18 protein-coding genes are annotated in these 18628 nt (G+C 70.9%); 17 read left to right on the forward strand and 1 reads right to left on the reverse strand.

Translation table 11 applies throughout. The features are described from left to right. Positions 1–7: 7 nt before the first annotated feature. From ACH4VO_RS16220 to nusB, 4 genes are all read left to right on the forward strand, one after another. Positions 8–865, forward strand: coding sequence for a Pro-rich N-terminal domain-containing protein (locus ACH4VO_RS16220; protein ID WP_360997771.1), 858 nt, complete (start codon positions 8–10; stop codon positions 863–865). Between the two features lie 74 nt (positions 866–939). Beyond that, entirely contained in the window at positions 940–2046 is a 1107-nt protein-coding gene (locus ACH4VO_RS16225) for a M24 family metallopeptidase (protein ID WP_360997772.1), read from the forward strand. A gap of 74 nt (positions 2047–2120) precedes the next feature. Beyond that, a complete protein-coding gene (gene efp / locus ACH4VO_RS16230; protein ID WP_030918902.1) occupies positions 2121–2687 on the forward strand; it encodes an elongation factor P in 567 nt (188 codons plus the stop codon). Positions 2688–2689: 2 nt separating this feature from the next. Next, the gene (gene nusB, locus ACH4VO_RS16235) at positions 2690–3121 is read left to right on the forward strand and encodes a transcription antitermination factor NusB (protein ID WP_358685974.1); all 432 of its coding nucleotides are present in this window, start codon (positions 2690–2692) and stop codon (positions 3119–3121) included. Positions 3122–3302: 181 nt separating this feature from the next. On the opposite strand, the gene bldD is transcribed toward nusB, so the two are convergent. After that, positions 3303–3803: a transcriptional regulator BldD gene (gene bldD / locus ACH4VO_RS16240; RefSeq protein ID WP_014157378.1), complete on the reverse strand. Its 501-nt coding sequence runs from the start codon at positions 3801–3803 to the stop codon at positions 3303–3305. Between the two features lie 222 nt (positions 3804–4025). On the opposite strand from bldD, the gene pyrR reads away from it, so the two are divergent. From pyrR to metK, 13 genes are all read left to right on the forward strand, one after another. Continuing rightward, positions 4026–4610, forward strand: a complete 585-nt coding sequence (pyrR, locus tag ACH4VO_RS16245) for a bifunctional pyr operon transcriptional regulator/uracil phosphoribosyltransferase PyrR (protein ID WP_360997774.1) — start codon at positions 4026–4028, stop codon at positions 4608–4610. Positions 4611–4695: 85 nt separating this feature from the next. Then, on the forward strand, positions 4696–5715 hold the full coding sequence (locus ACH4VO_RS16250) for an aspartate carbamoyltransferase catalytic subunit (protein WP_360997775.1): 1020 nt from the start codon (positions 4696–4698) through the stop codon (positions 5713–5715). Next, positions 5712–6998, forward strand: a complete 1287-nt coding sequence (locus tag ACH4VO_RS16255) for a dihydroorotase (RefSeq protein WP_360997776.1) — start codon at positions 5712–5714, stop codon at positions 6996–6998. Before ACH4VO_RS16250 ends, ACH4VO_RS16255 begins: the two co-directional genes overlap by 4 nt. Further along, on the forward strand, positions 6995–7582 hold the full coding sequence (locus ACH4VO_RS16260) for a hypothetical protein (RefSeq protein ID WP_360997778.1): 588 nt from the start codon (positions 6995–6997) through the stop codon (positions 7580–7582). The genes ACH4VO_RS16255 and ACH4VO_RS16260 overlap by 4 nt, the downstream gene beginning before the upstream one ends. Next, entirely contained in the window at positions 7579–8721 is a 1143-nt protein-coding gene (gene carA, locus ACH4VO_RS16265; RefSeq protein ID WP_360997780.1) for a glutamine-hydrolyzing carbamoyl-phosphate synthase small subunit, read from the forward strand. The genes ACH4VO_RS16260 and carA overlap by 4 nt, the downstream gene beginning before the upstream one ends. Further along, entirely contained in the window at positions 8714–12022 is a 3309-nt protein-coding gene (gene carB / locus ACH4VO_RS16270; RefSeq protein ID WP_360997782.1) for a carbamoyl-phosphate synthase large subunit, read from the forward strand. The genes carA and carB overlap by 8 nt, the downstream gene beginning before the upstream one ends. A 77-nt stretch (positions 12023–12099) precedes the next feature. After that, on the forward strand, positions 12100–13209 hold the full coding sequence (locus ACH4VO_RS16275) for a quinone-dependent dihydroorotate dehydrogenase (protein ID WP_360997784.1): 1110 nt from the start codon (positions 12100–12102) through the stop codon (positions 13207–13209). A gap of 2 nt (positions 13210–13211) precedes the next feature. Then, positions 13212–14051 (forward strand): orotidine-5'-phosphate decarboxylase, encoded by an 840-nt coding sequence (pyrF, locus tag ACH4VO_RS16280; protein WP_360997813.1) that lies wholly within the window; start codon positions 13212–13214, stop codon positions 14049–14051. Between the two features lie 243 nt (positions 14052–14294). Further along, on the forward strand, positions 14295–14618 hold the full coding sequence (locus tag ACH4VO_RS16285) for an integration host factor (RefSeq protein WP_014157387.1): 324 nt from the start codon (positions 14295–14297) through the stop codon (positions 14616–14618). 38 nt (positions 14619–14656) lie between these two features. After that, a complete protein-coding gene (gene gmk / locus ACH4VO_RS16290; protein ID WP_360997785.1) occupies positions 14657–15274 on the forward strand; it encodes a guanylate kinase in 618 nt (205 codons plus the stop codon). A 101-nt stretch (positions 15275–15375) separates the two neighbouring features. Then, entirely contained in the window at positions 15376–15648 is a 273-nt protein-coding gene (gene rpoZ / locus ACH4VO_RS16295; protein ID WP_003970369.1) for a DNA-directed RNA polymerase subunit omega, read from the forward strand. A 172-nt stretch (positions 15649–15820) separates the two neighbouring features. Next, positions 15821–17023 (forward strand): bifunctional phosphopantothenoylcysteine decarboxylase/phosphopantothenate--cysteine ligase CoaBC, encoded by a 1203-nt coding sequence (gene coaBC, locus ACH4VO_RS16300; RefSeq protein WP_360997787.1) that lies wholly within the window; start codon positions 15821–15823, stop codon positions 17021–17023. A 241-nt stretch (positions 17024–17264) separates the two neighbouring features. After that, on the forward strand, positions 17265–18473 hold the full coding sequence (gene metK, locus ACH4VO_RS16305) for a methionine adenosyltransferase (RefSeq protein ID WP_360997788.1): 1209 nt from the start codon (positions 17265–17267) through the stop codon (positions 18471–18473). The last annotated feature ends 155 nt before the right edge of the window (positions 18474–18628 follow it).

An 18628-nucleotide genomic window follows, 5' to 3' on the forward strand; every position in this document is an offset into this window, starting at 1 on the left:
GCACCGGATGCAGCACGCAGTGGGGGCCCCGCTGCCGCCGCCGAACGGTCCCGGTAACGGGCCGTGGACGCACCAGGCCCAGCACCCCGGCCACCCCGGTCCACCGGGGCCGCCGCCCCCGATACCGCCCGCGCCCCAGGACCGGCCCCCGTCCGGTCCGCCGCCGGTCCCGCACGGACCTCAGGGCCCCGGCCCGGCGCCCCTGCACGCGCCCGTTCCGCCGTCGCGGGAGACGACCGGGCACATCCAGCTCCCTCCCGGCGGTCCCGTACCGCTGCCGGCGCCGCCCGCCGGGGCGGGCACCGGCGCCGCCACCCTGGCCGTGCTCCTGATCGGCCCCGCGGGAGCAGGGAAGACCACGGTCGCCAAGCTCTGGGCCGGCCGCCGCCGTGTCCCCACCGCGCACGTCTCCCTCGACGACGTCCGCGAATGGGTCTGCTCCGGCTTCGCCGACCCGCAGGCGGGGTGGAACGACCACTCCGAGGCCCAGTACCGCCTGGCCCGGCGCACCTGCGGATTCGCCGCCCGCAACTTCCTGGCCAACGGCATCTCCTGCATCCTCGACGACGCGGTCTTCCCGGACCGTCCCGTCGTCGGCCTCGGCGGCTGGAAGCGCCACGTGGGTCCCGGGCTGCTGCCCGTCGTCCTGCTGCCCGGCCTGGAGGTCGTCCTGGAGCGCAACGCCGCCCGCAGCGGCAACCGCCGCCTCTCCGACGAGGAGGTCGCACGGATCCACGGCCGGATGGCCGGCTGGTACGGCTCCGGGCTCCCGATCATCGACAACTCCTCCTACGACGTGGAGACGACCGCCCGGGTCCTCGACGACGTGCTGGCCCGCTCCATAGCGAGCCCCCCGGCCTGGTAGCGGCAGGGGGCGCCGGCCCCCGGTCGGATGCGCTGACCGGGCGGGCCGCCGCCCCCGCTCGTAGGCTCGAGAACATGTCAGAGGTGTACGCCGTACGACGCGGGCTGCTGCGTGACCGGTACGCCGCCGCCGGTTCCGCGGCCGCCCTGGTCTCCCGCCCCGCCAACGTCCGCTATCTCGCGGGCGGGGCCCCGCCCGGCGCCGTGCTGCTGCTCGGCCCCGGCGAGGACGTCCTGCTCTGCCCCCGGGTGCCGGGCGGTGACCCCGCTCCCGGGCGCCCCGACGAGCAGCTCCGGCTGACCGTCCTGCCGGAGCCCGGCGGCGACCCCGTCGTCGCCGCCGCCGGACTGGCCGCCTCGCTGGACGTGGGCTCCCTCGCCGTCGAGGAGCACGACCTGACGGTCTCCCGCCACCGCGCGATGCACTCCGTCGCGCCCCAGCTGCGCCTGGCCGATCTCGGCTTCTCGGTGGAGCAGCTGCGGATCGTCAAGGACGAAGAGGAGATCGCCTGTCTGCGGATCGCCGCGGAGATCACCGACCAGGCCCTCGGCGAGCTCCTGGAATCGATCCTCGTGGGCCGTACCGAACGCCATCTCGCTCTGGAGCTGGAGCGCCGCCTGGTGGACCACGGCGCCGACGGCCCCGCCTTCCCCACCTCCGTGGGGACGGGCCCGAACTCGGGCCAGGGCCGTCACAGGCCCTCGGACCGGAGGGTGGAGGAAGGGGATTTCCTCTCCGTCTGCCTGGGCGCGAACTACCACGGCTACCGGTGCGAGATCGGTCGGACGTTCGTCATCGGCACCGCTCCCGCCGACTGGCAGATCGAGCTCTACGACCTCGTTTTCGCCGCTCAGCGGGCCGGACGGGAAGCTCTCGTGCCGGGTGCGGCCTACCGTGACGTGGACCGCGCCGTCCGCCACCTCCTGGACTCCGCGGGCCACGCGGACGGCCTCCCGCTCTGCACCGGGCACGGTGTCGGACTGGAAATCGACGAGGACCCGCAGTTGGCACCGGCAGCCATGGGTAAACTGGACGCTTGCGTGCCGGTCACCGTCGAACCGGGGGTCCACCTCCCGGGCCGGGGCGGTGTCCGGATCGATGACACGCTCGTCGTACGCCCCGAGGCGGACGGCGGACCCGAGCTACTCACCATTACGACCAAGGAGCTGCTCGCGCTCTAGGAGAACCCCTTCGCGGAGACTCCGGCGCGCATCCTCGGTCGTCCACCAGCTTCAGTCCAGGAGATTCCGCAACCGTGGCTTCCACGAACGACCTCAAGAACGGCCTGGTGCTCAAGCTCGACGGAGGCCAGCTCTGGTCCGTCGTCGAGTTCCAGCACGTCAAGCCCGGCAAGGGCCCCGCCTTCGTGCGCACCAAGCTCAAGAACGTGCTCTCCGGCAAGGTCGTCGACAAGACGTTCAACGCCGGCGTGAAGGTCGAAACGGCCACGATCGACCGCCGGGACATGCAGTTCTCGTACATGGACGGCGAGTACTTCGTCTTCATGGACATGGACACGTACGACCAGCTCATGGTCGACCGCAAGGCCGTCGGCGACGCTGCCAACTTCCTGATCGAGGGCTTCACGGCCTCTGTCGCCCAGCACGAGGGCGAGGTGCTCTACGTCGAGCTGCCCGCCGCTGTCGAGCTGACGATCCAGCACACGGACCCGGGCGTCCAGGGCGACCGCTCCACCGGTGGCACCAAGCCCGCGACCCTGGAGACCGGCTACGAGATCGGTGTCCCGCTCTTCATCACCACCGGCGAGAAGATCAAGGTCGACACCCGCACGGGCGACTACCTCGGCCGGGTGAACAGCTAACCGTGGCTGCCCGGAACAAGGCCCGCAAACGCGCCTTCCAGATTCTCTTCGAGGCCGACCAGCGCGGTGAGTCCGTGCAGACGGTCCTCGCTGACTGGGTACGGCTCTCGCGGACCGACGACCGCCAGCCGCCGGTCGGCGAATTCACCATGGAGCTCGTCGAGGGGTACGCGCAGTACGCGGACCGCATCGACGACCTCATCGTCACCTACGCCGTGGACTGGGAGATCGACCGCATGCCGGTCGTCGACCGGAGCATCCTGCGGCTCGGGGCGTACGAGCTGATCTGGGCGGACTCCACGCCGGACGCTGTGGTGATCGACGAGGCGGTCCAGCTCGCCAAGGAGTTCTCCACGGACGACTCCCCGTCCTTCGTGAACGGCCTGCTGGCCCGTTTCAAGGACCTCAAGCCGAATCTCCGCCGGGAGCAGTAGCGGCGGCGCGGTTCAGCCGAAGGAAGGGTCCACGGTCGCCATGACCGTGGACCCTTCGGTCTGCCGGCCGGGACACGGTGCCCGGCGGGGGGAAGCGGGGCCGGGCCCGGAAGGCGAAACGCCGGGTGGGCGGGGCCTTCGCGGCCCCGCCCACCCGGCGGTACGTTTCTGCGGGGGCGGATCAGCCCTCGTCGTGGGCCACCGCGCGACGCGCGTCGGCGTCCAGCACACCCCAGCTGATCAGCTGCTCGGTGAGAACGGACGGCGACTGGTCGTAGATCACGGCCAGGGTGCGCAGGTCGTCCTGGCGGATCGACAGCACCTTGCCGTTGTAGTCGCCGCGCTGGCTCTGGATCGTCGCCGCGTAACGCTGCAGCGGTCCGGCCTTCTCCGGCGGGACGTGGGCGAGGCGCTCCAGGTCCAGGACGAGCTTCGGCGGGGGCTCGGCGGCACCGCCGGGTGTCGTGCCGGGCAGGAGCTCCTGCACCGGGACGCCGTAGAAGTCAGCCAGCTCGGCAAGGCGCTGCACGGTCACGGCGCGGTCGCCGCGCTCGTACGAACCGACCACGACGGCCTTCCAGCGGCCCTGGGACTTCTCCTCCACGCCGTGGAGGGAAAGGCCCTGCTGGGTGCGGATGGCGCGGAGCTTGGCCCCGAGCTGCTTTGCGTATTCGCTGGACATAAGGCTCCCCGGACGCTGGAACAGTTCTTGCGGCTCAGCCGCGTGGCTGGTAACTCACTGTGAGGTTACGCAGCGTTACCTGTCTGCGTCAAGCCGAAAGGTCCGGACTGCACCTCCCAGGGGCTCCGTCATGAGCCCGCACACGCCCTGGTACCTTGGATGACGCACATCCGACGTCCTTTAACGTCCGTCCAGTGAGGCGGAGAAGGAGGTCCGTTTCTTATGGACGCACAGCACCACCGCACCGGCAACGCGGCACGCCCCGTTCTCGAGGCTCCCGACATCGCCCGGGTCCTGACCCGTATCGCCCACGAGATCGTCGAACGCGCCAAGGGCGCCGACGACGTGGTGCTCCTCGGCATCCCCACCCGCGGGGTCCACCTCGCCCGCCGGCTGGCCGGAAAGCTCGAGGAGATCACCGGCCGCGGTACGCCGGTCGGCTCGCTCGACATCACCATGTACCGCGACGACCTGCGGATGCGCCCGGCTCGCGCCCTGGCCCGCACGGAGATCCCCGGCGAGGGGATCGAGGGCCGTCTCGTCGTCCTGGTCGACGACGTCCTCTTCTCCGGCCGCACGATCCGCGCCGCACTCGACGCGCTCGGCGACATCGGCCGGCCCCGTGCCGTGCAGCTCGCGGTCCTCGTCGACCGCGGCCACCGCGAACTCCCGATCCGCGCCGACTACGTCGGCAAGAACCTCCCCACGTCGCTGCGGGAGACGGTCAAGGTCCAGCTCGCCGAGGAGGACGGCCGCGACGCCGTGCTGCTCGGTGTCGAGCAGACCGTCCCGGCCGGCGAGCGGTAGCTGCCGCCCCGTACGCCGCACCGGCCGTACGGCAGCTTCCGCACGCCCGTACGCCTGATTCCTCCACCATCCACGGAGACCCCAGATGCTGTGTCCTCCCGGGGGCAACCCCCGGCCCCCCCGTCACCTCATCTCGGCCGCAGACCTCACCCGCGACGACGCCGTCCTGATCCTCGACACCGCCGAGGAGATGGCCCGGGTCGCGGACCGGCCGATCAAGAAGCTTCCCACCCTGCGCGGCCGCACCGTCGTCAACCTCTTCTTCGAGGACTCGACCCGGACCCGTATCTCCTTCGAGGCCGCCGCCAAGCGCCTTTCCGCCGACGTCATCAACTTCTCGGCGAAGGGCTCCTCCGTCTCCAAGGGCGAGTCGCTCAAGGACACCGCCCTCACCCTGGAGGCGATGGGTGCCGACGCCGTCGTCATCCGCCACGGCGCCTCCGGAGCCCCCTACCGCCTGGCGACCTCGGGATGGATCGACAGCGCGGTCGTCAACGCCGGTGACGGCACGCACGAGCACCCGACCCAGGCCCTGCTGGACGCGTTCACCATGCGCCGCAGGCTCGTCGGCGCCGACGCCGGGCTCGGCCGGGACCTCGAGGGCCGCCGCATCACGATCGTCGGCGACATCCTGCACAGCCGGGTGGCCCGCTCCAACGTCCACCTGCTGGCCACGCTCGGCGCGCAGGTCACCCTGGTGGCCCCGCCGACCCTCGTGCCCGTCGGCGTCGAGCGGTGGCCCTGCGAGGTCAGCTACAGCCTCGACGCCGTGCTCCCGACGTCCGACGCCGTGATGATGCTCCGGGTGCAGCGTGAGCGGATGAACGCCGCCTACTTCCCGACCGAGCGCGAGTACTCCCGCCGCTACGGCCTGGACGGTGAGCGCATGGCGAAGATGCCCGGGCACGCCATCGTGATGCACCCCGGGCCCATGGTCCGCGGCATGGAGATCACGGCCCAGGTCGCCGACTCCGACCGCTGCACCGCCGTCGAGCAGGTGGCCAACGGCGTCTCCACCCGCATGGCCGTCCTGTACCTGCTGCTGGGCGGCTCCGAGACCGCCCTGCCGTCCGCCGCCGCCCGTACCGAGGAGAACAACGCATGAGCAAGACCCTGATCCGCGGCGCGAAGGTCCTCGGCGGCGAGCCGCAGGACGTCCTCGTCGACGGCGAGACCATCGCGCGCGTCGCGCCGTCCGTCGACGCCGGCGACGCCACCGTGATCGAGGCGCAGGGCCGGATCCTGCTGCCCGGCCTCGTCGACCTCCACACCCACCTGCGCGAGCCCGGCCGCGAGGACTCCGAGACCGTCCTCACCGGCACCAGGGCCGCGGCGATCGGCGGCTTCACCGCCGTGCACGCCATGGCCAACACCTTCCCCGTCGCGGACACCGCCGGCGTCGTCGAGCAGGTCTGGCGGCTCGGCAGGGAGTCCGGCTACTGCGACGTGCAGCCCGTCGGCGCCGTCACCGTCGGCCTGGAGGGCAAGCAGCTCGCCGAGCTCGGCGCCATGCACGACTCCGCCGCCGGGGTGAAGGTCTTCTCCGACGACGGCAAGTGCGTCGACGACGCCGTGATCATGCGCCGGGCGCTGGAGTACGTGAAGGCCTTCGACGGCGTCGTCGCGCAGCACGCCCAGGAGCCCCGCCTCACCGAGGGCGCACAGATGAACGAGGGCGTCGTCTCGGCGGAACTCGGCCTCGGCGGCTGGCCCGCCGTCGCCGAGGAGTCGATCATCGCCCGCGATGTGCTGCTCGCCGCCCACGTCGGCTCCCGGGTGCACATCTGCCACCTGTCGACCGCCGGCTCCGTGGAGATCGTCCGCTGGGCGAAGTCCAAGGGCTGGAACGTCACCGCCGAGGTCACCCCGCACCACCTGCTGCTCACGGACGAGCTCGTACGGTCCTACAACCCCGTGTACAAGGTGAACCCGCCGCTGCGCACCGAGGCCGACGTCATGGCCCTGCGCGAGGCGCTCGCCGACGGCACGATCGACTGCGTCGCCACCGACCACGCCCCCCACCCGCACGAGGACAAGGACTGCGAGTGGGCCGCCGCCGCCATGGGGATGGTGGGCCTGGAGACCGCGCTCTCCGTGGTCCAGCAGACGATGGTGGACACCGGCCTCCTCGACTGGGCCGGCGTCGCCGACCGGATGTCGGCACGGCCCGCGGCCATCGGCAGGCTCGACGGACACGGCCGGCCCGTCTCGGCGGGTGAGCCCGCCAACCTCACCCTGGTCGATCCGGCATACCGTGGAACCGTGGACCCCGCGGGCTTCGCCTCCCGCAGCCGCAACTCTCCCTACGAGGGCCGCGAGCTGCCGGGCCGAGTGACGCACACCTTCCTGCGGGGCCGTGCCACGGTCGTCGACGGGAAGCTCGCGTGACAACACTCACCCCCAGCCACCAGCTGTACCACCTGGCCGCCGAGCAGAGGTCGGCCGATGTGACGGACTGGTCCGCCCGCATCAGCTGGGTCGTCGGACTGCTCGTCCTCATCGCCTTCGTCTACTGGCTGATGCGCCAGGGATGGAAGTGGCGGGCGAGGCTCCAGTCCGACCTGCCCGAGCTCGCGACCGCCCCGCCCGGCTACGCGGACGGCACGCCGCTGCTGACCCTGACCGGCCGCTACCACGCCTCGACCACCGCGGGGCAGTGGCTCGACCGCATCGTCGCCCACGGCCTCGGCACCCGCAGCCGGGTCGAGCTGACCCTCACCGAGCAGGGCCTGGACGTCGTACGCCCCGGAGCCGCCGACTTCTTCGTGCCGGCCGCCGCCCTGCGCGAGGCCCGGCTCGACAAGGCGCTCGCCGGGAAGGTCCTGCCCGAGGGCGGCCTCCTCGTCATCACCTGGGCCCACGGCGACCAACTGATCGACTCCGGCTTCCGCTCCGACCACGCGGCCGAGCACCCGGCCTGGGTCGACGCCGTCAACCACCTCACCAGTACTACGGAAGGCACCGCACGATGACGATCTCCACCCGGGGAGCCGGCCAAGCTCCCGCCGTACTCGTCCTGGAGGACGGCCGCTCCTTCCGCGGCCGCGCCTACGGGGCCGTGGGGGAGACCTTCGGCGAGGCGGTGTTCTCCACCGGCATGACCGGCTACCAGGAAACGCTGACCGACCCCTCCTACCACCGCCAGGTCGTCGTGATGACCGCCCCGCACGTCGGCAACACCGGCGTGAACGACGAGGACCCCGAGTCGAAGCGCATCTGGGTCTCCGGCTACGTCGTACGCGACCCCGCCCGCACCCCCTCCAACTGGCGCTCCCGGCGCTCACTGGACGAGGAGCTCGTCGCGCAGGGCGTCGTCGGCATCAGCGGCATCGACACCCGCGCGCTCACCCGCCACCTGCGCGAGCGCGGCGCCATGCGCGTCGGCATCTTCTCCGGGAACGCCGTCCAGGACGAGGGCGTACTGCTCGCCAAGGTGCGCCAGGCCCCCGAGATGAGCGGCGCCGACCTGGCCGCCGAGGTCGCCACCAAGGAGGCGTACGTCGTCCCCGCGGCCGGCACGAAGAAGTTCACCGTCGCCGCGATCGACCTCGGCATCAAGGGCATGACCCCGCACCGCATGGCCGAGCGCGGCATAGAGGTGCACGTCCTGCCCGCCACCGCCACCCTCGACGAGGTGTACGCGGTCGCGCCCGACGGAGTCTTCTTCTCCAACGGCCCCGGCGACCCCTCCACCGCCGACCACCCGGTCTCCCTGATGCGGGGCGTCCTGGAGCGCGGTACGCCCCTCTTCGGCATCTGCTTCGGCAACCAGATCCTCGGCCGCGCCCTCGGCTTCGGCACGTACAAGCTGAAGTACGGCCACCGCGGCATCAACCAGCCCGTGCAGGACCGCACGACCGGCAAGGTCGAGGTCACCGCGCACAACCACGGCTTCGCCGTCGACGCCCCCCTCGACCGGGTCTCCGACACCGAGTACGGCCGCGCCGAGGTCTCCCACGTCTGCCTGAACGACCAGGTCGTCGAGGGACTCCAGCTCCTGGACCGGCCCGCCTTCAGCGTCCAGTACCACCCCGAAGCGGCAGCCGGCCCGCACGACGCCGCCTACCTCTTCGACCGCTTCGTTTCCCTGATGGAGGGCCCGCGTGCCTAAGCGCTCCGATATCCAGTCCGTCCTGGTCATCGGCTCCGGCCCGATCGTCATCGGTCAGGCCGCCGAGTTCGACTACTCCGGCACCCAGGCCTGCCGCGTCCTCAAGGCCGAGGGCCTGCGCGTCATCCTGGTGAACTCCAACCCCGCGACGATCATGACCGACCCGGAGATCGCCGACGCCACGTACGTCGAGCCGATCACCCCCGAGTTCGTCGAGAAGATCATCGCCAAGGAGCGCCCCGACGCCCTGCTGCCCACCCTGGGCGGCCAGACCGCGCTCAACACGGCGATCTCCATGCACGAGAACGGTGTCCTGGAGAAGTACGGCGTCGAGCTCATCGGCGCCAACGTCGAGGCCATCAACAAGGGCGAGGACCGCGACCTCTTCAAGGGCGTCGTCGAGGCCGTCAAGGCGAAGATCGGGTACGGCGAGTCCGCCCGCTCGGTCATCTGCCACTCCATGGACGACGTCATCAAGGGTGTCGACACGCTCGGCGGCTACCCCGTCGTCGTCCGCCCCTCCTTCACCATGGGCGGCGCCGGCTCCGGCTTCGCGCACGACGAGGAGGAGCTGCGCCGCATCGCCGGACAGGGCCTCACCCTCTCGCCGACCACCGAGGTGCTCCTGGAGGAGTCCATCCTCGGCTGGAAGGAGTACGAGCTGGAGCTGATGCGCGACCGCAACGACAACGTCGTGGTCGTCTGCTCCATCGAGAACTTCGACCCGATGGGCGTCCACACCGGTGACTCCATCACCGTCGCCCCGGCGATGACGCTCACCGACCGCGAGTACCAGCGGCTGCGTGACATCGGCATCGCCATCATCCGCGAGGTCGGCGTCGACACCGGCGGCTGCAACATCCAGTTCGCCATCGACCCCGCCGACGGCCGGATCATCGTCATCGAGATGAACCCGCGCGTCTCACGCTCCTCGGCGCTGGCCTCCAAGGCGACCGGCTTCCCGATCGCCAAGATCGCCGCCAAGCTGGCCGTCGGGTACACGCTCGACGAGATCCCCAACGACATCACCGAGAAGACCCCGGCCTCCTTCGAGCCGACCCTCGACTACGTCGTCGTCAAGGCCCCGCGCTTCGCCTTCGAGAAGTTCCCGTCGGCGGACTCCACCCTCACCACCACCATGAAGTCGGTGGGCGAGGCCATGGCGATCGGCCGCAACTTCACCGAGGCGCTGCAGAAGGCCCTGCGCTCCCTGGAGAAGAAGGGCTCGCAGTTCGCCTTCACCGGCGAGCCCGGCGACAAGGCCGCCCTGCTGGCCGAGGCGGTCCGTCCGACCGACGGCCGCATCAACACCGTGATGCAGGCGATCCGGGCCGGCGCCACCCAGGAGGAGGTCTTCGACGCCACGAAGATCGACCCCTGGTTCGTCGACCAGCTCTTCCTGATCAAGGAGATCGCCGACGACCTCGCCGCCGCCGAGCGCCTGGACACCGAGCTGCTCGCCGAGGCGAAGCGGCACGGCTTCTCCGACGTCCAGATCGGCGAGATCCGCGGCCTGCGCGAGGACGTCGTCCGCGAGGTCCGGCACGCTCTCGGCATCCGCCCGGTCTACAAGACGGTCGACACCTGCGCCGCGGAGTTCGCCGCGAAGACGCCGTACTTCTACTCCAGTTACGACGAGGAGAGCGAGGTCGCGCCCCGCACCAGGCCCGCGGTGATCATCCTCGGCTCGGGTCCCAACCGCATCGGCCAGGGCATCGAGTTCGACTACTCCTGCGTCCACGCCTCCTTCGCCCTGCACGACGCGGGCTACGAGACCGTGATGGTCAACTGCAACCCGGAGACCGTCTCCACGGACTACGACACCTCCGACCGCCTGTACTTCGAGCCGCTCACGCTCGAGGACGTGCTGGAGATCGTGCACGCCGAGTCGCTGGCCGGCCCGATCGCCGGTGTGATCGTCCAGCTCGGCGGCCAGACCCCGCTCGGCCTCTCGCAGGCGCTCAAGGACAACGGCGTACCGGTCGTCGGCACCTCGCCGGAGGCCATCCACGCCGCCGAGGACCGCGGCGCCTTCGGCCGGGTCCTCGCCGAGGCCGGCCTGCCGGCCCCGAAGCACGGCACCGCCACCACCTTCTCCGAGGCGAAGGCCATCGCCGACGAGATCGGCTACCCCGTCCTCGTCCGCCCGTCGTACGTGCTCGGCGGCCGGGGCATGGAGATCGTCTACGACGAGACCCGCCTCTCCTCGTACATCGCCGAGTCCACCGAGATCAGCCCCACCCGGCCGGTCCTGGTCGACCGCTTCCTCGACGACGCGATCGAGATCGACGTCGACGCGCTCTACGACGGCACCGAGCTGTACCTCGGCGGTGTCATGGAGCACATCGAGGAGGCCGGTATCCACTCCGGCGACTCCGCCTGCGCGCTGCCCCCCATCACGCTGGGCGGCTTCGACATCAAGCGGCTGCGGGCCTCCACCGAGGGCATCGCCAAGGGCGTCGGCGTGCGCGGGCTGATCAACATCCAGTTCGCACTCTCCGGCGACATCCTCTACGTCCTGGAGGCCAACCCGCGCGCCTCGCGGACCGTCCCCTTCACCTCGAAGGCGACCGCCGTCCCGCTCGCCAAGGCCGCCGCCCGCATCTCGCTGGGCGCGACCGTCGCCGAGCTGCGCGCCGAGGGCCTGCTGCCCAGGCACGGCGACGGCGGCACCCTGCCGCTCGACGCGCCGATCTCCGTCAAGGAGGCCGTCATGCCGTGGTCGCGCTTCCGCGACATCCACGGCCGCGGCGTCGACACGGTCCTCGGCCCGGAGATGCGCTCCACCGGCGAGGTCATGGGCATCGACTCGGTCTTCGGCACGGCGTACGCCAAGTCGCAGGCCGGCGCGTACGGCCCGCTGCCCACCAAGGGCCGCGCCTTCATCTCCGTCGCCAACCGCGACAAGCGCTCCATGATCTTCCCGGCCCGCGAGCTCGTCGCCCACGGCTTCGAGCTGATGGCCACCTCCGGTACCGCCGAGGTCCTCAAGCGCAACGGCATCAACGCCACCGTCGTGCGCAAGCAGTCCGAGGGCGAGGGCCCGAACGGTGAGAAGACCATCGTCCAGCTGATCCACGACGGCGAGGTCGACCTCATCGTCAACACCCCGTACGGAACGGGCGGCCGGCTCGACGGCTACGAGATCCGCACCGCGGCCGTCGCCCGGTCCGTGCCCTGCCTCACCACGGTCCAGGCGCTCGCCGCCGCCGTCCAGGGCATCGACGCGCTCAACCACGGGGACGTCGGCGTGCGTTCCCTCCAGGAACACGCGGAGCACCTGACCGCGGCCCGCGACTGAGGGCCTCCCGTCCGGATCAGAGCCACCCCCAGGGGGACACCGGAAACGGTGTCCCCCTCCTCATGAGGACACCTGTGATGTACAAACTCTTCTTCCGGCTGTTCTTCACGCGGATGGACCCGGAACAGGCTCACCACCTGGCCTTCCGCTGGATCCGGCTCGCCGCCCGGATCCCGGTCCTGCGCACCTTCGCCGCCGCCGCGCTCGCCCCCCGCTTCGAGGAACTGCGCACCGAGGCCCTCGGCCTGCGGATGCACGGCCCCTTCGGGCTCGCCGCCGGCTTCGACAAGAACGCCGTCGCGATCGACGGCATGGCGATGCTCGGCTTCGACCACGTCGAGATCGGCACGGTCACCGGCGAGCCCCAGCCCGGCAACCCGAAGAAGCGGCTGTTCCGCCTCGTCGCGGACCGGGCGCTGATCAACCGCATGGGCTTCAACAACGAGGGCTCCGCGGCCGTCGCCGAGCGCCTGGCCGCCCGCACCCCGGTCTTCCGTACGACCGTCGGTGTCAACATCGGCAAGACCAAGGCCGTCCCCGAGGCCGAGGCGGTGGGGGACTACGTCAAGTCCACCGAGCGGCTCGCCGCCCACGCCGACTACCTCGTGGTGAACGTCTCCTCGCCCAACACTCCCGGGCTGCGCGACCTCCAGGCCACCGAGGCGCTCCGCCCGCTGCTCACCGCGGTACGCGAGGCCGCCGACCGTACCGTCACGGACCGGCGGGTCCCGCTGCTCGTCAAGATCGCCCCGGACCTCGCGGACGAGGACGTCGACGCCGTCGCCGACCTCGCCCTCGAACTCGGACTGGACGGCATCATCGCCACCAACACCACCATCGCCCGCGACGGCCTGGGCCTGAAGTCGGCGGCGTCCCTGGTCGAGGAGGCAGGCGGGCTCTCCGGAGCCCCCCTCAAGGAACGCTCCCTGGAGGTCCTGAGCCGCCTGTACGCCCGCGTGGGCACCAGGATCACCCTGGTGGGTGTCGGAGGCGTCGAGAACGCCGAGGACGCCTGGCAGCGCATCCTGGCGGGCGCCACCCTCGTCCAGGGCTACAGCGCCTTCGTCTACGAGGGCCCCTTCTACGCCCGGGCGATCCACAAGGGCCTGGCCGCCCGCCTGGCCGCCTCCCCGTACGCCACCCTCGCCGAGGCCGTCGGCGCCGAGACCCGGAAGGCCATGCCGTGACCGTGCCCCCCGCACCCTTCGGCGCCCGCCTGCGCCACGCCATGGACACCCGTGGACCGCTCTGTGTCGGCATCGACCCGCACGCCTCCCTGCTCACCTCCTGGGGCCTGGGCGACGACGTCGCGGGCCTGGAGCGCTTCACCCGTACCGTCGTCGAGGCGCTGGCCGACCGGGTCGCCGTACTCAAGCCGCAGTCCGCCTTCTTCGAGCGGTTCGGCTCGCGCGGTGTCGCGGTCCTGGAGAAGGCGGTCGGGGAGGCCCGCGCGGCCGGGGCGCTGGTGCTCATGGACGCCAAGCGCGGGGACATCGGCTCCACGATGGGCGCGTACGCCGCCACGTACCTCGACAAGGACTCGCCGCTCTACTCCGACGCGGTCACCGTCTCGCCGTACCTCGGCTTCGGCTCGCTGCGTCCCGCGCTCGACGCGGCCGCGGTCTCCGGCTCGGGGGTCTTCGTGCTCGCCCTCACCTCGAATCCGGAGGGTGCCGAGGTGCAGCGGGCCACGGCCGCCGACGGGCGGTCGCTGGCCCAGGTGATGCTCGACCACATGGCCGCCGAGAACGCGGGGGCCACGCCGCTCGGCTCCGTGGGCGCGGTGGTGGGTGCCACGCTCGGGGACGCCGGCGTGGACCTGGCGGTCAACGGCCCGCTCCTCGCGCCGGGCATCGGTGCCCAGGGGGCGACCGCGGCGGACCTGCCGCGCGTGTTCGGTGCCTCGGTCCGCAACGTCGTGCCGAGCGTGAGCCGGGGTGTCCTGCGTCACGGGCCGGATGTTTCCGGGCTGCGCGAAGCCGCCGGACGGCTCGCGGAGGAGATCCGCGCGGCCGTCCCGGAGGGCTGACGATGCCACGTGACAGCGTGTTGACGGAATCCTGACCAAAAAACCGGGTTGTTTTGTCTGGAATGTCCTGGTCGGCTCATGCTGACCAGGACTTTTCGTCTGTTCTCGCTGACTCAGGCGGCCATGGCGGCTAGTCTCCGTCGAGAGCCAACGAGTACACCGTGTTCGTTGCTCACCAGGTGTGGGGCTACCAGTTCCTCACCGGTCCGTATCCGACAGATCGACATCCGAGGTGACGTAGGCGTGGCTCTTCCGCCCCTTACCCCTGAACAGCGCGCAGCCGCGCTCGAAAAGGCCGCCGCGGCTCGCCGGGAGCGGGCCGAGGTCAAGAATCGACTCAAGCACTCCGGCGCCTCGCTCCATGAGGTCATCAAGCAGGGCCAGGAGAACGACGTCATCGGCAAGATGAAGGTCTCCGCTCTTCTCGAGTCCCTGCCGGGCGTGGGCAAGGTCCGCGCCAAGCAGATCATGGAGCGGCTCGGCATCTCCGAGAGCCGCCGGGTCCGGGGTCTCGGCTCCAACCAGATCGCATCCCTGGAGCGGGAGTTCGGCGGCAGCGCCGCCTGACGTTCTCAGGCACTCCTGAGAACCTGGATAATCGCCCCATGGCTGCAACATCCCGGGGGACGTCCCCCGTACCCCCGGACGTACGTCCGCGGCTGACCGTGCTCTCCGGCCCCTCCGGGGTCGGCAAGAGCACGGTCGTCGCTCATATGCGCAAGGTCCACCCAGAGGTGTGGCTGTCGGTGTCGGCCACGACCCGCAAGCCGCGTCCCGGCGAACGCAACGGTGTCCACTACTTCTTCGTGGACGACGAGGAGTTCGACAAGCTGATCGCCAACGGCGAGCTGCTGGAGTGGGCCGAGTTCGCGGGCAACCGGTACGGCACCCCGCGCCGGGCCGTGCTCGACCGCCTGGAGGCGGGCGAGCCGGTGCTGCTGGAGATCGACCTGCAGGGCGCCCGGCTGGTCCGCCAGTCGATGCCCGAGGCGCAGCTGGTCTTCCTGGCGCCGCCCAGCTGGGACGAGCTCGTGCGCAGGCTCACCGGCCGCGGGACGGAGTCGGCGGAGGTGATCGAGCGCAGGCTCGCCGCGGCGAGGACGGAACTGGCCGCCGAGGCCGAGTTCGACACGACGCTCGTCAACACCTCCGTCGAGGACGTCTCCCGTGAGCTGCTAACGTTGATGCTGCAGGCTTCCGGCCTCCACGGCACCGACGACTGACCTCAGGGTCCGCTCACCGGCCGTGGACGCAGAGCAGCACCACTGCGGAACCAGCACGGTCAAAGATCTCTTTGATCTCTATCCCCTTCGGAAGGCAGAGAGTGTCCTCTTCCATCACCACGCCCGAGGGCATCATCAACCCGCCGATTGATGAGCTCCTCGAGGCCACCGACTCGAAGTACAGCCTCGTGATCTACGCCGCCAAGCGCGCGCGCCAGATCAACGCGTACTACTCGCAGCTCGGTGAAGGCCTCCTCGAGTACGTCGGTCCGCTCGTCGACACCCACGTGCACGAGAAGCCGCTCTCGATCGCACTCCGCGAGATCAACGCGGGCCTGCTGACCTCCGAGGCCATCGAGGGCCCCGCGCAGTAAGCAGGAGAACGCACCTTCACCACAGGCCCGGCGGTCCGTACCGCCGGGCCTGTGGTGTGCCCGGCACCGAGCCCGCCGCAGGCCGCCCCACGCGGTGAGGCAGCATGGAACGCGTACGTCACGAGGCCGCACGGGGCCGAGTGCGCAGAGAACACGAGTGCGGGGAGACGCAGTGGACAAGCCCAAGGTCGTCCTGGGGGTCAGCGGTGGCATCGCCGCCTACAAGGCCTGCGAGCTGCTGCGCCGGCTGACCGAGTCGGGCCACGACGTACGGGTCGTCCCGACCGAGGCGTCGCTGAACTTCGTCGGCGCGGCCACCTGGTCGGCGCTCTCCGGGAACCCCGCCTCGACCGAGGTCTGGGAGAGCGTCCACGAGGTGCCGCACGTGCGGATCGGCCAGTCGGCCGACCTCGTCGTCGTCGCTCCGGCCACCGCGGACATGTTGGCCAAGGCCGCCCACGGGCTGGCCGACGACCTCCTCACCAACACCCTGCTGACCGCCCGCTGCCCGGTCGTCTTCGCGCCGGCGATGCACACCGAGATGTGGGAGCACCCCGCCACCCAGGAGAACGTCGCCGCGCTGCGCCGCCGCGGCGCCGTCGTCATCGAGCCCGCCGTCGGCCGGCTCACCGGGGTGGACACCGGCAAGGGACGGCTTCCGGATCCGGGGGAGATCTTCGAGGTCTGCCGCCGTGTCCTGACCCGCGGACCCGCCGTGCCCGACCTGGCCGGCCGCCATGTGGTGATCAGCGCCGGCGGCACCCGAGAGCCCCTCGACCCCGTCCGCTACCTGGGCAACCGCTCCTCCGGAAAGCAGGGCTACGCGCTGGCCCGCACCGCCGTCGCCCGCGGCGCCCGGGTCACGCTGATCGAGGCGAACACCGGGCTGCCCGACCCGGCGGGCGCCGACGTCCTGCGCGCCGGGAGCGCCGTGCAGCTGCGCGAGGCCGTGCTGAAGGCGGCCGCCGACGCCGATGTGGTGGTGATGGCGGCGGCGGTCGCCGACTTCCGTCCCGCCCGGTACGTCACCGGGAAGATCAAGAAGAAGGACGGGCAGGAACCTGCACCCCTCACCCTGGTCCGCAACCCCGACATCCTCGCCGAGGTCGCCGCGGACCGGGCACGGCCCGGGCAGATCGTCGTCGGCTTCGCCGCCGAGACCGACGACGTCCTCGCCCACGGCCGGGAGAAGCTGCGCCGCAAGGCCTGCGACCTCCTTGTCGTCAACGAGGTCGGAGAGCGCAAGACCTTCGGCTCCGAGGAGAACGAAGCCGTCGTGCTCGGGGCCGACGGCAGCGAGACGGCTGTGCCGTTCGGGCCCAAGGAAGTGCTCGCCGACACCGTTTGGGACCTCGTGGCGGCACGATTCCGCTAGATTGCGTAACTACCGCTCCGGCGGGAAAGAAATGCCAAGGTGAACGGTCCGCCGCGCACTCCGGAGGAGGGATTGTCGTACCGCAGTCAAGCGTGCCGCAGCTCACAGACCTCCCAAGGGGCGAGACGCGGCGCCCAACCGCCGGAAGCGACCGATAAACTGGTCGACGGAATGTTCCGGGCGCAGCTCCCGGAAGTCCACCCATGATCAGCCAGCAGCCGCTGCAACCCCAGGGAGCGATGTGTCCCGCCGCCTCTTCACCTCGGAATCTGTCACCGAGGGTCACCCCGACAAGATCGCTGACCAGATCAGCGACACGATTCTCGACGCGCTCCTGCGCGAGGACCCTTCCTCGCGCGTCGCCGTCGAGACCCTGATCACCACCGGTCTGGTGCATGTCGCGGGTGAGGTCACGACCAAGGCCTACGCCGACATCCCCAACCTCGTGCGCAACAAGGTGCTGGAGATCGGCTACGACTCGTCCAAGAAGGGCTTCGACGGCGCGTCCTGCGGTGTTTCGGTCTCCATCGGCGCGCAGTCCCCGGACATCGCCCAGGGTGTCGACACGGCGTACGAGCAGCGTGTCGAGGGCGACGAGGACGAGCTCGACAAGCAGGGCGCCGGCGACCAGGGGCTGATGTTCGGCTACGCCTGCGACGAGACGCCCGAGCTGATGCCGCTCCCGATCTACCTGGCGCACCGGCTCTCGCGCCGGCTGTCCGAGGTCCGCAAGAACGGCACCATCCCGTACCTGCGCCCCGACGGCAAGACGCAGGTCACCATCGAGTACGACGCCGACAAGGCCGTCCGTCTCGACACGGTCGTCGTCTCCTCGCAGCACGCCTCCGACATCGACCTGGACTCGCTGCTCGCTCCCGACATCCGTGAGTTCGTCGTCGAGCACGTCCTCGGCCAGCTCGTCGAGGACGGCATCAAGCTCGACACCGAGGGCTACCGTCTCCTGGTCAACCCGACCGGCCGCTTCGAGATCGGCGGCCCCATGGGCGACGCCGGCCTCACCGGCCGCAAGATCATCATCGACACGTACGGGGGCATGGCCCGTCACGGTGGCGGTGCCTTCTCCGGCAAGGACCCGTCCAAGGTCGACCGCTCGGCCGCTTACGCGATGCGCTGGGTGGCCAAGAACGTCGTCGCGGCCGGACTCGCGACGCGCTGCGAGGTCCAGGTCGCCTACGCGATCGGCAAGGCCGAGCCGGTGGGTCTGTTCGTCGAGACCTTCGGCACCGCCGCGGTCGAGACGGAGAAGATCGAGCACGCCATCGGCGAGGTCTTCGACCTCCGCCCGGCCGCGATCATCCGCGACCTCGACCTGCTCCGCCCGATCTACGCCCAGACCGCGGCCTACGGCCACTTCGGCCGTGAGCTCCCCGACTTCACCTGGGAGCGCACCGACCGCGTGGACGCGCTGCGCACGGCCGCAGGTCTCTAGGGCCCCTCCCGGCAAGCTCCGCCTCCGTCGCGTCGCACATCATGGGGCAGACAGTGCCGGTCACGGCGCTAGGCCGTGTATCGAAAGTCCCGCCTGCTCGGCGGCGCCCGGCACGCACACTCGCCGCGTTGTCGGGATCGCCCCGATACATCCAG

Source organism: Streptomyces sp. NPDC020780 (assembly GCF_044334475.1).
Taxonomy (GTDB): Bacteria; Actinomycetota; Actinomycetes; order Streptomycetales; family Streptomycetaceae; genus Streptomyces.